This is a genomic window from Terriglobia bacterium (assembly GCA_035712365.1).
Classification (GTDB): domain Bacteria; phylum Acidobacteriota; class Terriglobia; order UBA7540; family UBA7540; genus SCRD01.
Window position 1 is genome coordinate 121,538 of sequence record DASTAW010000021.1, and the last position, 15,133, is coordinate 136,670.

The 15,133-nt window shown below is 60.0% G+C and carries 10 protein-coding genes; 6 read left to right on the plus strand and 4 right to left on the minus strand.

Annotated elements, in window-relative coordinates; translation table 11 throughout:
* Positions 1-120: 120 nt before the first annotated feature.
* Positions 121-1,512: a DegT/DnrJ/EryC1/StrS family aminotransferase gene (locus VFQ24_06565; protein HET9178003.1), complete on the minus strand. Its 1,392-nt coding sequence runs from the start codon at positions 1,510-1,512 to the stop codon at positions 121-123.
* A gap of 197 nt (positions 1,513-1,709) precedes the next feature.
* Between VFQ24_06565 and VFQ24_06570 the strand changes: the two genes are divergently transcribed.
* Positions 1,710-2,876 (plus strand): redoxin domain-containing protein, encoded by a 1,167-nt coding sequence (locus tag VFQ24_06570; protein HET9178004.1) that lies wholly within the window; start codon positions 1,710-1,712, stop codon positions 2,874-2,876.
* 67 nt (positions 2,877-2,943) lie between these two features.
* Here the strand turns inward: VFQ24_06570 and VFQ24_06575 are convergent, their stop codons facing one another.
* Both VFQ24_06575 and VFQ24_06580 read right to left on the minus strand, forming a co-directional pair.
* Positions 2,944-3,684 carry an NnrU family protein gene (locus tag VFQ24_06575; GenBank protein HET9178005.1) on the minus strand — a complete coding sequence of 247 codons (741 nt, stop codon included), beginning with the start codon at positions 3,682-3,684 and terminating at the stop codon, positions 2,944-2,946.
* A 213-nt stretch (positions 3,685-3,897) separates the two neighbouring features.
* A complete protein-coding gene (locus tag VFQ24_06580; GenBank protein ID HET9178006.1) occupies positions 3,898-4,557 on the minus strand; it encodes a MarC family protein in 660 nt (219 codons plus the stop codon).
* 572 nt (positions 4,558-5,129) lie between these two features.
* On the opposite strand from VFQ24_06580, the gene VFQ24_06585 reads away from it, so the two are divergent.
* The 5 genes from VFQ24_06585 to VFQ24_06605 all read left to right on the plus strand — a co-directional run bounded on the left by VFQ24_06585 (position 5,130) and on the right by VFQ24_06605 (position 11,088).
* A complete protein-coding gene (locus VFQ24_06585) occupies positions 5,130-7,808 on the plus strand; it encodes a bifunctional YncE family protein/alkaline phosphatase family protein (GenBank protein ID HET9178007.1) in 2,679 nt (892 codons plus the stop codon).
* The gene (locus VFQ24_06590; GenBank protein ID HET9178008.1) at positions 7,792-8,196 is read left to right on the plus strand and encodes a DUF309 domain-containing protein; all 405 of its coding nucleotides are present in this window, start codon (positions 7,792-7,794) and stop codon (positions 8,194-8,196) included. Before VFQ24_06585 ends, VFQ24_06590 begins: the two co-directional genes overlap by 17 nt.
* A 111-nt stretch (positions 8,197-8,307) precedes the next feature.
* Complete coding sequence (locus VFQ24_06595) at positions 8,308-9,114, plus strand: HAD family hydrolase (GenBank protein ID HET9178009.1); 807 nt, start codon at positions 8,308-8,310, stop codon at positions 9,112-9,114.
* A 10-nt stretch (positions 9,115-9,124) separates the two neighbouring features.
* Positions 9,125-10,093, plus strand: a complete 969-nt coding sequence (locus VFQ24_06600) for a hypothetical protein (protein ID HET9178010.1) — start codon at positions 9,125-9,127, stop codon at positions 10,091-10,093.
* Entirely contained in the window at positions 10,090-11,088 is a 999-nt protein-coding gene (locus VFQ24_06605; GenBank protein ID HET9178011.1) for a PfkB family carbohydrate kinase, read from the plus strand. Before VFQ24_06600 ends, VFQ24_06605 begins: the two co-directional genes overlap by 4 nt.
* A 139-nt stretch (positions 11,089-11,227) precedes the next feature.
* Here VFQ24_06605 and VFQ24_06610 read toward each other — a convergent pair whose 3' ends face one another.
* Positions 11,228-14,992, minus strand: a complete 3,765-nt coding sequence (locus tag VFQ24_06610) for a TonB-dependent receptor (GenBank protein HET9178012.1) — start codon at positions 14,990-14,992, stop codon at positions 11,228-11,230.
* Positions 14,993-15,133: the final 141 nt, after the last annotated feature.

Sequence of the window (15,133 nt, forward strand, 5' to 3'; positions counted from 1 at the left end):
TTCGGGTCTGGAGGTCCGGACATAGGGGCTTTGCGCACGCGGAAGGCCAGCAACTCCACCAAGCCGCGCAGTCACGAGATGAGCGCCTTCGCAAGGAGGAATCTTTTGCCGCCGGCGCGTTCAGGCATTCATAACGGCGGGGTACACCTTGTTGATGGCGGCGGCGATGTCCTGCGTATCCTGCTCTGTAAACTTCGGATCGATTGGAACGGCCGCAAAGCGATGCAGGATGTCGAGGGTCCGAGGGCAGGCTTCCGCGCCATATTGGATCTCGCGTCCGCGCGGCGTGGTGAACGACGGCCAGGCCGGGTGGGCCGTGACTTTGTTCTTCACCTGCGGAACAATCGGCAGGATCGCCGAACCGCTGGGCGGCCCGGCGGGAACATTCTCCGCTCGCATCGCTTTCATGTACTGGTCACGATGCTGGCGTGTGGGAAAACCGAGGAAGATCCTTTCCTTCAGGTCGCCGTCGGGATCGGGCGCGCGCCGGAACTTAGGGTCCGGCAAATCGCGGATACCTTCGTAAACACGCCTGCCATTTTCCCTGAGAGCGGCCACGATCATGTCGAGCTTGGCAAGCTGGGCGTCCATTACGCCGCCGGTGAACTCGCTCATGCGGAAGTTTGCGCCCGCAAAGGCCGGGACCCTTTCGGCCCGGAGCCGTTCTTTCAAAGCGGGCCGCAGCGAGCCCAGGTCGTGGAACCGGCACGCGCGCTCAAATAGAACGGGATCATCAGTGACCACTGCGCCGCCCTCGCCGGATGTAATCGTCTTGCAGAACTGGAAGCTGTAAATGGCGATGTCGCCGATCGATCCCACCGGCCTGCCCTTGTAATCCGCGCCCAGACTCTGCGCGCAGTCTTCCAGCACCTTCAGCCCGTGCTTGCGGGCGATGGGCAGGATTCGATCGAGATCGGCCGGACAGCCTTCGAGATGCACGGCCATAATCGCCTTCGTCTGAGGCGTGATGCGATGTTCGATGTCATCGGGATCGATGCCCAGCGACTCATCGATTTCCGCAAAGACTGGAAGCGCTCCCGCCAGTACGATGGCGTTGTAGCATGAATACCATGTCCACGCCGGAAGGATCATCTCATCGCCCGGGCCGAGCCCAAGCGCCGCCATGGCGCACTGCAGGGCGGCTGTCCCCGAAGTGACTCCCAGCACATACTGCCGCCGCATCCGCCGGCCGAACGCTTTCTCAAAATTTGCGCACTGCATCGGCGGGTTGGGCCCGGCGCCATACCAGCGGAAGGGCCCGCGAGACGCGATCACGTCGTTCACTCGGGCACGTTCTTCATCCCCGTAAAACTCGGTTCCCATGCCGCAATCGGCCACCTGCAGGCGCTTCTCGCGCACCGGCTTTCCGCCGTTGATGGCCAGAGCGGCTGCGCCGGTCACGGAAGCGCGGGATAATGGAAGGGACGGCGTGCCTGCCAGCGGTCCCGCCGGTGTCGCCGCCGCAGATGCCGCAGCCGCCATGGACGCCAAAAACTCTCTTCGATTGACCATCTCACCCTCCCTCGAAAAGCGTGTTTTCCAGCCGTATTCTATTCCCCGTGTTTCGAGAAACTCAAGCCTCATTACGACAAAATTGGACCTCACCGATCCTGAGCGTGGGCCCGTTTCGAACCAGCGGGACGTGGTATAAGATTAGGACGCATACTGTTCGGCGCGCGGCAACGCCATCCTCGAGGGAGGTTGCGAACATGTTACGCTGCACATTGCGCATTCTTGCCCTGAGCTTTGCCATCGCACTCCTTTGCGGCCAGCTCCCTGGGCAGGAGGTCCCGCCGACGCTTGGCATCGGCTCTCCTGCGCCGGACTTTTGCCTTCCGGGCATCGACGGCAAGACGCATTGCCTGAAAGATTACGCCTCCGCCAAAGTCCTGGCGATCATTTTCACCTGCAATCATTGCCCGACGGCCCAGCTCTACGAAACGCGCATCAAGCAGCTCGTGGACGACTACGAGGGGCAAAGCGTAGCATTTGTTGCCATCCAACCTAATAATCCCAAGGCCGTCCAGCTTGACGAGCTTGGCTATACGGACCTGAGCGACTCGTTTGCTGAGATGAAGATTCGCGCCGCCTACCGGCACTTTAACTTCCCGTACCTTTATGACGGTGAGACACAGTCGGTGGCCCGTGCTTACGGGCCTGTGGCCACGCCCCACGTTTTCGTTTTTGGCCCGGAGCGGAAGCTGCTCTACGATGGCCGGGTTGACAACAACCCCCGCCCCGAATACGTCACCCGCCAGGACGCGCGGATCGCCATCGACGAGGCGCTGGCCGGCAAGCCCATCCAGGCGCCCGTAACGCCCGCCGCCGGCTGTTCCACTAAATGGATGTATAAGGAGGCGACGAGCGAGGATGAAATATCCCGCATCAAGAGCCTGCCGGTTTCCGTGAAGCCCGCTATGGCCGCCGAATTGACCGCGCTGCGCAAGAACCGTACCGGCAAGCTGCTGCTGGTCGATTTCTGGGCCACCTGGTGCGGCCCCTGCGTGAGGGAACTTCCGCTTTTTCAAACCATGTACCGCATGTACGGACATCGGCCGTTTCAGCTTGTGACCGTGAGCATCAATTACCCTGATGAGAAGGCGGGCGTTTTGCGCGAACTCGAGGAGCAGCACGCCACCAGCGAAAACCTGATTTTCGGCGTGCCCCAAATTTACGACTTGATGGCGGCGTTCAATCCCAAGTGGAACGGCGCCGTTCCTTACACCGTCCTGATCGGTCCCAAGGGCGAGGTGCTGTATGAACGCCAGGGGCCCATCGATGCGCTCGAACTGCGCCGCCTGATCATCGCCAACCTGCCCGATGACGATTACCTTGGCCACCAGGCCTACTGGCGCGCAGCGGTTTACGGAAAGTAGACCGCAGTCAGTCCGCCATGCTGGCTGGCGCCACCCGGCCAGGGAGGCGAATCCGTGTCCCTTGCGGCTAATCAGATTCTTCGTATCGCCTGAACGGAAACAGCATGCTAACCCGCCGTTGATACCGCTGGTAGGTTTCTCCGTGGAGGCTCACCAGGTCGCGCTCTTCCATCTGAAGGGCAACAAGTATGTAACCCGTTGTCATGAGAGCGAACAGCAGGTGGCCGAACGTCATGTCCGGCGTCGCCCAGAAAGCAATGATGAAGCCCAGCATGATGGGATGGCGGATGTACTTGTAAAAACCGGGGACCCTGAATCCCGTCGAGGTATATGCCCCGCGGCGCGCGTGCAGGTAGACCTGCCGCAACCCGAAAAGATCAAAATGGTTGATCATGAAAGTGGAAACCAGCACGATCAGCCACCCGAGCCAGAACACAACTTGCAGGACCATCCGGCCGGCAGGGCTCTGGACCTGCCAGAAGATGCCGGTTAAGGGCTGCCATTGCCAGTAGAGAAGGATCAAGACCAGGCTGGACAGCAGGACGTAGGTGCTGCGCTCGACTGGCTGGGGAACTATCCTCGTCCACCACCGCTTGAAGCCCGGGCGCGCCATGCCGCTGTGCTGGATCGCGAATAGACTCAGCAGCACCAGGTCGATCACGAGGGCGGAGCCGAGGCTTGCCGCGGTCCCGGAATCAATTGACTTGGGAACCATCAGGTTCCCGACGAACCCGATGGCGTACAAGAACGAGAGCAGAAACAGGATATAAGCGAACATCCCATAAAGAAACGCCACAAACCTGCCCATAGCAGATTTCCTCCTCACATTGCACTCCCTTGGTATGTCTTGCGAAAGCGACCGGCTCCGACCAAGCCTTGGGATGGATGTTACGTCCAGTGCGCTTAGAATTCAACAGATATGTTCGACTTATCAACCGCGCCATCGTGCAACACACCCCATCTGTCGAAGGGCATTGGACGGGGTATGAATCGCGCCTCCCATAGACGCGCTGCCTGCCCGTTATCGAGCCAGAAATCGGACTGAGACAAGCAGCGCGCTAATTCCATTCCACATGATTTGCACGCCAATACAAACCAGCAGGAAGGCAGCAAGCCGGACAATAACTGTCATGGTTGTCTTCCCGAGCCTCCGGGCCAGCGGGTCCGCGAACGCATAGCACAGCCCGACGCTGGCGGCGATCAGGCCCATGGCGAGGAGCGCCGCAACAATCAGCAGGACGTTGAATCCGTAGCGGTGTGTCGTGTTTGCGCCTAAGGTGACTGCCACGGAAATTGACCCCGGGCCCACCGTCAGCGGCAGCGTCAGGGGATAGAAGGCGCTGCGAAAAGGGTCCGGACCCTGGATAGTTCTGCGCGACACGTCGCCTACCGGCTCTTCTTGCATCAGCATTCCCCAACCCATCGCGACCACCACTAACCCTCCGCCGACCTGCACCACAGGCAGCGACACGCCAAAGAACTTGAGGACCTGCGCGCCAATGAAATACGAGCCAACGGTCAGGTAAAGGCTGTTGAGGGCGACACGCCAGGCAAGACCTCGGCGCGTTTCAGGCGAGTAAAGCTGCGTGTGCGCCAGGAAGATAGGGCTTGCGCCCAGCGGGTCGACAATTGGAAAGAGTGCGCTGAGAATCAGAAAGAAAACTTTGACCGCATCGGCCACGGGACTCTCCTCGAGCTCAGAAGCGTTTCACGATTTCCGGCAGGCGGCGCGGGCGCGCGCCTTCTTGTGTGGTGCCTTCCATGCAGATGGACAGTCTGTATTGGTGGCACTTCATCCTGACCGTGTTCGAGCACGGGCAAGATGCTCGTGCCACATCACGGCCTTGTCAAGCGCCGTCAGACACACGACGCTGGTTTCTGCGAGCTTGCGCAGGGAGCGCCCATTGTCGCCGCCACCCCGTCTCTCAGGAGATCGCGGAGACCATAAACCAGGCTCACCGCCGGCAACCCATTCTAACCCCTTCCAGCGTCGCTGACCGCAGCCATTAAGCTCCAATATCCACACCAACTGCGCGACTGCACGGCCGGGCCCCGCTTTTAACCCAGCCTGCCCCATCACTGCGCTCATCGCGTAACTTCCTTCGACCATTCTGCCAGCCTTAGTCCGGAATTAAACGGCGCAATGGTGATATGATCGTCAGCCGCAATTGGGATCGAACGGGTGCAAACATTCCAAACTGGGGAACGCATGCTGGATCCGCCAGCGCTGTGAACATCGAGGAGGCATTCATCGTGAAATTCAAACGTCTGCTGACGGAGTCGCTTCTCGAAGCCGCCGCTGTGCTCATGTTGGCCGCGATAGCGACGGCCTCCGCACTGGCCCAGGAACCGCACTGGCCGGTACGGGCGGTCGACAAGCCCGGCGTCGTCACCACAGGGCAGTCCATCACGCCGGCCGGGGCGCAGAGCGTGTTCAGCGGGCGGGTGCGCGCCGTGACCTTCGGCAGCACCGACGACGTGATCTATGTGGCGCTCAACTCCGGTAATGTTTACCGACTCGACTGGCGGACCAACAAGGTGCTCGAAATCATCCATGGCGGAAGAATTCCCGGCATGCAGGGCATGGTGCTCGATCCCACGAACGCCGAGCCGTTGATGACCGCCGCCATAGCTGGGACCGTCCAGGGCAAGCGCGAAACCGCCATCCAGCTTGTGAGGATCAGGAACGGTGAGGAAGAGGTGATTGCAAACCGCCTGGGGACGTTTGCGGCCGGAGAAGTTTCCGCAGCCGCCACGAAGAATGCCGCCGGTGAACGCCTGGCGGGAATGGCCCTGACGTTTGATGATTCCCTCGCCGTTGTGGACCTTGCCTCGGGCAACATCAAGGGGACGGTCCGCACCGGCATCGCGCCGTTTGGCGTCCGGGTGAACCGGGCCGGCACGGTTGCATACGTCTCCAATTGGGGCGGGCGCTTCCCGGTGGCCCAGGACCTTACGGTCACCACCGGTACCCGGCCGGACGCTGACCGCGTAGTGGTGGATGCGCGAGGGATCGCGTCCACCGGCACCGTGAGCCGCGTGAACCTCGCCACTATGAAAGTTACCGACACCATCGAGACCGGCCTGCACCCCACCGCTCTCGCCTGGGACGAGCCACGCGCCCGGCTTTACGTCGCCAACAGCAATTCCGACTCGGTTACGGTGATCGACACGGAGTCGAACCGCGTGACCAAGACTTTTCGAATCGAGCCTTTCCAGAAAACGGCTGAGGGAGTTGCTCCCAACGCGCTGGCCGTGAGCGCGGACGGGAAAACACTCTACGTGGCCTGCGGAGGCATCAACGCCGTCGCCGTAATGCGCGCCGACGATGGCCGAATCGAAGGTCTGATTCCCACCGCCTGGTATCCCAGCGACCTGCGGCTGAGCGCCGATGCCCAATATCTGTTGGTGGCCAACCTGATGGGCGTTGGGCCGGGCGGAAATCCTTATGACATTGCCCGGATGGCCCGGAGCGAGGGGCTCGACATCTTGCCAGGACCCACACGGCGCTACGTGCATTCCGACCGCTCTTCGGTGGAAGTTGTCCCGGTGCCGGACGCCGCTCAACTGGAAGGCTATTCCCAAGCCGTGGCGCACAACAACCACCTGACGCTTCGCGGTGGAGAGGCCTTGGCTGCGGCGCCCGCCGAGCACGCAAACCTGGCGCCTCTGCCCGTTCCTGTGCGCGCGGGCGGTCCTTCGCTGATTCAGCACGTCGTCTTCATCATCAAAGAGAACCGGACCTATGACCAGGTTTTCGGTGACATGAGCCAGGGAAACAGCGATCCCACGCTGGAGCAGTACGGGCCGGACGTGACGCCGAACCAGCATCGCCTGGCGGAACAGTTTGTGCTGCTCGATAACTTTTATGCTTCGGGCGGCAACAGCGCCGACGGTCATCAGTGGCTTACCCAGGCCGCCGAAACGGATTACGCCTACTGGCCCGGCTATGAGGGGCGCAGCTACCCTTACGACGGCGCCGACCCGATCGCGCCGGCCAGCAGCGGGTTTATCTGGAATGAAGCAAATGCGCATAAACTGACAGTGGCTGACTTTGGCGAATACGTCCCGGTGCCGCACGGCGAAATGAACATCGGCGAGCGGGCCCGAAACCTGGATGCGTGGAAAGCGGGCGAAGACTTTGCGGGCCGCTTTCACGAATCGGCTCCGTCGGCCTCGCTCGACAGGATTGTGGTCCACGACTTCCCCTACTGGACGCTGGCCGTGCCAGACGTTGTTCGGGCGCAAATCTTTCTGAAATACCTGAGCGTCTGGGAAAAGAGCGGCGCAATGCCAAACCTCGTGCTGATGCAACTGCCCAGCGACCATACGGCCGGCACAACCCCGGGCGTATCAACTCCCCAAGCGATGGTGGCGGACAACGATTGGGCGCTGGGGCAGATTATCGAGCGTCTGACGCGGTCGCGCTTCTGGAAAAGCATGGCCATCTTTGTGGTGGAAGACGACGCCCAGGCCGGCATTGACCACGTGGACGGACATCGCACCGTGGCGCTGGCCATCAGTCCCTACATCCGGCGCGGCGCGGTGGACTCCACCTATTATTCTCACCTGAGCATGCTGAAAACCATAGAGCACATGCTGGGCCTGCCTACGCTTTCCATCTTTGACCTGATTTCCGACGACATGCGAAACAGCTTCCAGACGGCCCCGGACTTTGCTCCCTATACGGCCGTGGAACCGAAGCAATCGATTTTTGAAGTGAACCCTTCCCTCAACACCCTGAAGGGCGCAGCGCGCAAGGCAGCCGTGGCGTCCATGCAGATGGACTTCAACCTGCCGGACGACGTGCCCAGTCAAAAACTGGACCGAATCCTTTGGCACGAGGCGCGCGGCTGGCAAACTCCCTACCCCCAGGCAAGCCAGGGCGCGTTTGCGCCGTCTGCCGCCGGATCCGATGAGGACGACCAATAAACAGCGTCCCGTTGACAGGAAGGCCATGGAGCAGCAGTTTCTGGAAGGCATCCACTTGTTCAACGCGCAGCGATACTTTGAGGCCCACGAGGCGCTCGAAGCTGTTTGGCTGAAAGCATCGGGTGATCGCAAGACATTGCTGCACGGACTCATCCAGATAGCGGCGGCTTTTCATCACCACGGGCGCGGCAATCGCGCCGGTTTCCGCTCCTTGCTGGAAAAGGGCTGCGCCAAACTCGAGCCATTCGGTGCAGAGTTTGAGAGTGTCGATCTTTCCGCCTTGATGCGTCAGCTCCGGCAATGGCGCAAGCATCTGCTGCACGAGTCTTCCCTTCCCGCACCACGGCTGCCACAAATCAAATTGACAGGCACGTCGCAGCGTGGCTGACTCCGCTGCTGTTTACACGCCCGCGCGCCGAGCCTAATATAGACGGTTGTGTCAGCGGCTCTGAAGGTTGCTGAGTCTCATCCGGATGCGTAAACGCAGTTCGAGGCTGTCATGATTGAGTGTCTTCATCCCGGTCCATCGGCCCGCCGGACGCGGGTTGTCCTTTTCGATTTTGACGGCACACTCTCGCTGCTGCGCGCGGGCTGGATCGACGTTATGGTCCCCATGATGGTGGAGGTCCTGGCGGAATTAAATACCGGGGAGAGCGAGGCAGAACTCGGGATGCTGGTGGAGGATTATGTGGCTCGCTTGACCGGCAAACAAACGATCTACCAGATGATCGAGCTGGTAAATCAGGTGAAGTCGCGCGGCGGGCAGCCGCTCGAGCCGCTGGCCTACAAGAAGTTGTATCATGACCGCCTGATGGAAAAAATCCGACACCGGCGGGAAGCATTGCGGCAGGGGAAGGAACCGCCCGACGCGTATCTTGTTCCGGGCGCCCGGGCGCTGCTCGACTCGCTCAAGGCGCGCGGGTTCAGGCTCTACTGCGCCAGCGGCACGGACCACGCTTACACAGTCGAAGAGGCGGAACTGCTTCGGATCACGCCTTATTTTGATGGCGGCATCTACGGCGCCCAGGACGACTACAGAAGTTTTTCAAAGGCCATGCTGATCCAGAAAATCATCGGCTCCATGGAATGCCGTGGCGATGAACTGTTGGGCTTCGGCGACGGCTACGTGGAGATCAAGAACGTGAAGGACGTTGGCGGTATGGCGGTGGGCGTAGCCACCGACGAGCCTGAGTGCCAGAAAGTTGACACTTGGAAGCGTGACCGCCTGGCCGGCGTGGGAGCGGACTACATCATTCCCAACTATCTCTGCCGCGACGAATTGCTCAAAACTCTGTTTCCCGGCTGATAGCGCAAACATGGCATCCAAATACAGACAGTTTGACCGCTCCAGGCTGTTGATCAAGCCGCTCAGCAGCCGTACGCACGATATGCAGCTCGATTACGTGCTCGGCCTCGAGGGCCCTGCGCCGGAGTTCACGCATCCCCAACTCCCCGAGGTCGCGCGCAGGATGCTCGCCGCCAGGCGCAAGGGAGCCGCCAGGATCCTGATGATGGGCGCCCACGTCATCAAAATGGGCGTGAGCCGGCATGTCATCGACCTCATCGACCGCGGTTTCATCAACCACATTGCGATGAATGGCGCAGGCGCCATCCACGATTACGAGCTGGCGCGCATCGGAGCCACCACTGAAAGCGTAGCCCGTTACATCCAGACGGGCGAGTTCGGCCTGTGGCGAGAAACCGGAGACCTGAACGATGTCATCAAAGAGGCTGCCGACCTTGGGCTCGGACTCGGTGAGAACCTGGGGCGCCATATTGACAGCGGCGACTTTCCTCATAAGGACGTCAGCATCTTTGCCGCGGCTTATCGCCGGTCGGTTCCGGTGACGGTGCATGTCGGCGTTGGATATGACATCGTTCACGAGCACCCGAACTGTGATGGCGCGGCGATGGGCGCAGCCAGCTACCGCGACTTTCTGATTTACACGCAAGCCGTGGACAGCCTGGAAGGCGGCGTGATGCTGGATTTCGGGACGGCCATCATGGGGCCCGAGGTTTACCTGAAGGCGCTCTCGATGGTCCGCAACGCGGCCCGGCAACAGGGGCGCTCCATCAAACATTTCACCACGGCGGTTTTTGACCTGGTGCCGATTCAGGGTGACATTCACCATGAACTGCCTAAAACCGATCCGGGTTATTACTTCCGCCCGCACAAGACCATCCTGGTCCGGACCGTTGCCGACGGAGGAGAGAGTTTTTACTTCTGCGGGGACCATCGAGCCACGGTTCCGGCGCTTCGCCGCGCCCTGCTGGAGACGGAATGAACACGCGCGAAATTCTCTCAGCCTTTCCCCGGCTCAAGGCCCTGGTGATCGGCGACATTTGTCTCGACCGTTGGTGTGCTTACGATCCCGCGGCTTCCGAGCCCTCCCGCGAGACGGGCATACCGCGCCTGGGCGTCGTTTCAACCGAAGTGACTCCGGGCGCTGGCGGAACGGTGGCAAACAATCTGGCCGCTCTCGGCGCAGGACACGTTGAAGTAATCGGCGTCCGCGGTGATGACGGCTTTGGATTTGAGCTGGAACAGGCGCTGGCCACGCGCGGCATCGCCACAGATCGCATGGTGAAGGCGCAGGACTGGCAGACCTTCACTTATACCAAACTTCTGAACAGCAGGACCGGGCAAGAAGACCAGCCGCGCGTGGACTTCATCTCCACCCGGCCATTGCACGCGGACGCGGAGCAGGCGGTGATTGAAAACATTCTGCTGGCCGTTCCCACCTTCGACATCATCGTTATCGCCGACCAGGCAGAAACCAGCGCAGGAGGAGTCGTCACTCCGGCAGTGCGGGATTCGCTCATCCGTCTGGCGGAAAAATATCCGCAGAAGACTTTCCTGGCCGATTCCCGCAAGCGGGTCCACCTTTTCCACAGCGTGGTCCTGAAACCCAACCACGACGAGGCGGAAGCCGCTTGCCAAAATCTCTTCGGCAAAATAGACTTCCCCGCCCTCCGGAGGCATCTTGAGGCTAAGGTCTTGATCGTTACGCACGGCCCAAAGGGCGCTCTGGTTATTCAGGATGAAGACGAGGCTTGGGCTGAAACGCGTCCGGTTGAAAATCCCATCGACATCTGTGGCGCGGGCGACAGCTTTGCGGCGGCCTGTGCGCTGACTTTGGCCGCCACTCGCGATCCCGTCGCCGCCGCACGCCTGGGCAATGTTGCGGCGTCTGTGACGATTATGAAAAGAGGGACCGGCACAGCCTCAGCTCAAGAGATTCTCGCCGCCGAGCAGAAGGTCCCGGCCCAGCGCCCTTAAGCCATCCACTGTCCGCCTCGGTCAACCCGGAACGACCTTGTTGCGCCGCCGTTTCCAGGCATTCCATCAGCCGAAAAAAAGAAGGGGGACCGATATCTTCGGCCCCCCAGAGGTGATATTTGCAGTGCTCGAGTATCAGCTAAAAGGTGACTCGAGCGCTGAACTCGAACTGTCGTGGATCAATGCCCTCACGAGCAAAGTTGACGGTCCCCTGACCACTGGTAATCTGGCCGAAATTGCTCCCGTTGCAGCCGCTGCCCGCTCCAGACGGGATGGTGCCGCAACTGGCAACCGGATTACTAAAGTGCGGGGTATTGGTGAAGTTAAGGGCCTGAGCGCGGAACTCCAGTCCGAAGCGCTCCGTCAGCTTGAACTTTCGCGTGAGGGCCGCGTCCATGTTGAAGAGGTGCGGTCCGTGGAGCACGTAAAATGCGGACGTACCAAAGCGCTGCGTGTCAATCCCACTGAAGCAGGCCGGGTCAAACCACTGTTCACCGGCGCCGACGTTCTTCGGATTGCTGATGCTGCTGCACAAGCGGTCGGGGCGCTGCGCGTTGCCCGATGCATTCAACGAGGTCCCGTCCGCCGTCATCTGGAAGGGCAGCCCGGAAACCGAGCTGATCAGTCCGCTAGCCTGCCATCCGCCGAGGACTTTCCCGGCGAAGCCTGTCTTTTCGAAGCGATGGCCGGCGCCGAACGGAGACTCCGCAATGAACGTTGCCTCCAGATTCTGGGGACGGTCCGAGGGAGCCAATCCGTGATTGAGGTCGTAAAAGGCAGGCGCGGGAATATATAGCTGACTCTTTTCGTCGAACCCTACGGTCCCTCCAGCGCTGCCCGATTCGCCGATCGTCTTGGACCATGTATAGGCCAGGCTCGCGTCAAAACCGCTGGCCCAGTGGTGCCTCATCGTCGCCTGCAGTGAATCATAATGCCCGCTGTAAATGGGTGTGACGATGGAGGTTCCGCCGGTCCGGCAGCCAAGATTCGTAGTGGCGGCGCTGGGGCACAGCGCCTTATTGCTGCCGTTAAAGTTATAAGGCTGGCTGGCATTGCCGCCGCAGTTGGTGCCGGGCGTGCAGCCAGCAGGGGTGATGGGGGTTTGAACGTTCAGATTTTCCACTCCGAGCTGGTTGATGATTCGCGTACCTACGTAGCCGACCGAAGCAAGCCAGCCTCCCGGCAATTGTCGCTCAATCACAAAATTCCACGACTGAATGTAACCCCGTTTCACGTGGTCCGTTGCCGTCACCAGGTTCACATTGCCGGGAATCGGGTTTGAGGCGCTCGTCAAGCTGGGCAGCGGCGGCGCCAGGACGCCTACCGGAAGGGTCCCGCCAGACCCGAAGCAGAAGGAGGCGAAATCGGTGCACTCCCCGGCAGGCGTATTCTGCAAACTCGCCGTGTCAAACGCACCGGCGGCCGTCAGGGAATTGGGCGTACCCTCATTCAGCGGAATCAAGATGGGGTAATTCGTCCGCAGGTTGTCCATGATGTTAAAAGGTTCATAGCTCATGCCGTATCCGGCGCGAATGACTGTGGAGTTCGTGGCCCGGTAAGCGAGACCGATGCGCGGAGAGAAATACTTGCCACCGACCGTAGTTCCGCAACCGATCGGGTTCCCGCCTTCGCCGCAGTTTAGCATCAGCCCGTTGGAAAAATTATAACGCTCAACGCCGGCTGGGGTTCCAGCTCGAGTGGGAAACGGATAGTATTCCCACCGGACGCCGTAGGTGGCGGTCAGCTTATGCGTGACCTGATACGTGTCGCCAACATAAAGCGCGTACATGTGAGTGACCGTGTGGAAAAAGTCAGGAAGCTGGATGTTCCTGCCCCAGGCGTTGTCGAGGCCGAGGAGGAAGCTCCCGATGTCATTGTAGTTGTTGGAGGAGCTGGTCTTGCCTTTACTGCTGCAATTGCCGCACTGGGTAGTCCCGGTCCCGAACCCGAACCCGCCCGAGGCGGGCCAGGTGGTGCCGCCGGCGTTCCACTCCGGTTGCTGCTGGTTAAGGTGCTGGATTCCGATTGCACCGCCAAAACGGACCGAGTGGCTGCCGTGGATCCAGTTGGCGTTGCCGCTCCAGGAAAACTGCGGATCATCGCGGAAGTAAGGCATGAAGTTGTGCTGCGTACCCATGACGGCAAAGCCAGTGATGCTGAAGGTAGGCATGCTGCCCTCGAACGGCCGTGGGCCGTTCGTGCCCGGAATGCCCAGGGCCTGTCCCTCATCTTTCGCAAGATCAAGTTGCTGGGAATTGATGACCTGGCGCGTCATACCGAAGCTGCTGTCAATCACAAAATTGGGCGTAGCCACGTAGTTGCCGGTCGCGCTAAAGGTGATTGTATGTCCGTTCGCCATGCCCTCATTGCCGAGGAACCCGCTCGCCTGGGGTCCCCCGAGCGGCGTACCGAAAATCGTAGGGTTAAGCGTCCCGAAGCTCAGATAGCCGATGTGGCCGTACATCGTGAATTTATCGGTGGCGTTCCAGTTGATCTTGTCGTCCGTCGTGATTCGGTTAAAGTGGACGTCTTCCGCGCCCAGGTAATTATTTGAAACCGAAGTGCTGCTGGTGCTGGTCAGGTTCGGCTGTGGCAACATGTTGAGCAGCGCCGTTGCGGTGGGACTGATGCGGCTGGTTGGAATGACGTTCGGGCACTGAGTGAAGCCGCTGCCTAAAAGGACGCTGCCTGGATCACCCGCGTTGCAGACGGAGTTGAAAGTGCTGGGGTCGCCCGAATTATTGGTGGCAAAGATCGGCGTTCGATTGTTGCCGTTTGAAGCTCCTGTTGTGGGATCGTAAACAGCGTCCGGATCGGTCTTGGTAACGCCATCGGCGGCGCCTGCCAGTCCTCGCTCGTCGCCTAACCGCATCGCCGCATCGGGAATAGTGTTTACGCTCGTCGCGTACTGATAATCGCGCGTGAATTCAACGTTGGAGAAGAAGAAGAGCTTGTTTTTCTTGATGGGTCCACCGAAGCTCGCCCCAAATTGGTTAAAAACGTCCTTGGGAACGGTTGTTTGCTTTAGTTGGGGCGCGAAGAAGGGCAGGGCCTCAAGAGCACTGGTGTAATTGTATTCGTACGCGTCACCGTGGAACTGGTTGGTCCCGCTCTTGATTTGCACGTTGGCAGAGGCGCCTCCGGCAAAGCCCTGATCAATATTGTAATTGTTGGTACTGACGTTGACGGTCTCAATAGCGTCAGAAGAAGGGATATACGAGGAATCTTCCGGCACCCAGATGTTCCACTGTGTAACGCCATCCACTTGAATGGTGTTGCCAAAGTCGCTTCCACCGTTCGTGTTGAATGCCAGGGAACGAGTGGGATTGGTCGCAACGGAGTGCGAGCTCGCCGGCGGAGTGACGCCCGGAAGCGATTGAAACAGATGTTCGAAATTGTTGCCGGGCGCCATGGGAATGTTTTGGATCTGAATAGAGCTGAGATCATGATGGACGTCGGCCCGGTCGGTCTGCAGCATGGCAGCGCTGGCGCTGACCTCCACCGTCTGGTTCACAGCCCCGATCTCGAGCGTGGCATCAACACGGGTAACGGTGTTGATGACCACAGCGACATCGTTCCTTGAATAGGATTTGAAACCTTTGGCTTCGATCTTGACAGTGTATGTGCCTGCTGAAAGGGTGGCTATCGTGTAACCGCCGCGTGAATCGGTCTGCACCTGCCGGGTGAGGGCGGTTTGGGCCTGGGTGACCGTAACAGTCGCTCCGGGGACGACGGCGCCGGTGGGGTCTTTAACGTTCCCAACCAGTGTTCCGTAAAGGACCTGGGCCGTCCCATTTCTTGGAACAGCGAGAAAAAGTGTAAATACAATAGCCGTAAGCAGGAGGCTGCGGAATGCCGGGGACGCCTCCCAACTGCTCTTGGAACCGTTACCAATCATGGCCATAATCCTCCTTAACTAACCGCTTTTTCAGTCGGAATTCAGGTCAGTTGCCTGAACCGGATTGGGACCCTTCAGGCTACACAGAGATAAGCCCTTGCCTGAAGACGTTTACCCCTTCCACGTCTGCTCAGTTTTAATTGAATG

Coding starts and splice junctions, on each gene's coding strand:
- VFQ24_06565 (HET9178003.1), bottom strand. CDS start 1,512: ATGGTCAATCGAAGAGAGTTTTTGGCGTCCATGGCGGCTGCGGCATCT.
- VFQ24_06570 (HET9178004.1), top strand. CDS start 1,710: ATGTTACGCTGCACATTGCGCATTCTTGCCCTGAGCTTTGCCATCGCA.
- VFQ24_06575 (HET9178005.1), bottom strand. CDS start 3,684: ATGGGCAGGTTTGTGGCGTTTCTTTATGGGATGTTCGCTTATATCCTG.
- VFQ24_06590 (HET9178008.1), top strand. CDS start 7,792: ATGAGGACGACCAATAAACAGCGTCCCGTTGACAGGAAGGCCATGGAG.
- VFQ24_06595 (HET9178009.1), top strand. CDS start 8,308: ATGATTGAGTGTCTTCATCCCGGTCCATCGGCCCGCCGGACGCGGGTT.
- VFQ24_06600 (HET9178010.1), top strand. CDS start 9,125: ATGGCATCCAAATACAGACAGTTTGACCGCTCCAGGCTGTTGATCAAG.
- VFQ24_06605 (HET9178011.1), top strand. CDS start 10,090: ATGAACACGCGCGAAATTCTCTCAGCCTTTCCCCGGCTCAAGGCCCTG.
- VFQ24_06610 (HET9178012.1), bottom strand. CDS start 14,992: ATGGCCATGATTGGTAACGGTTCCAAGAGCAGTTGGGAGGCGTCCCCG.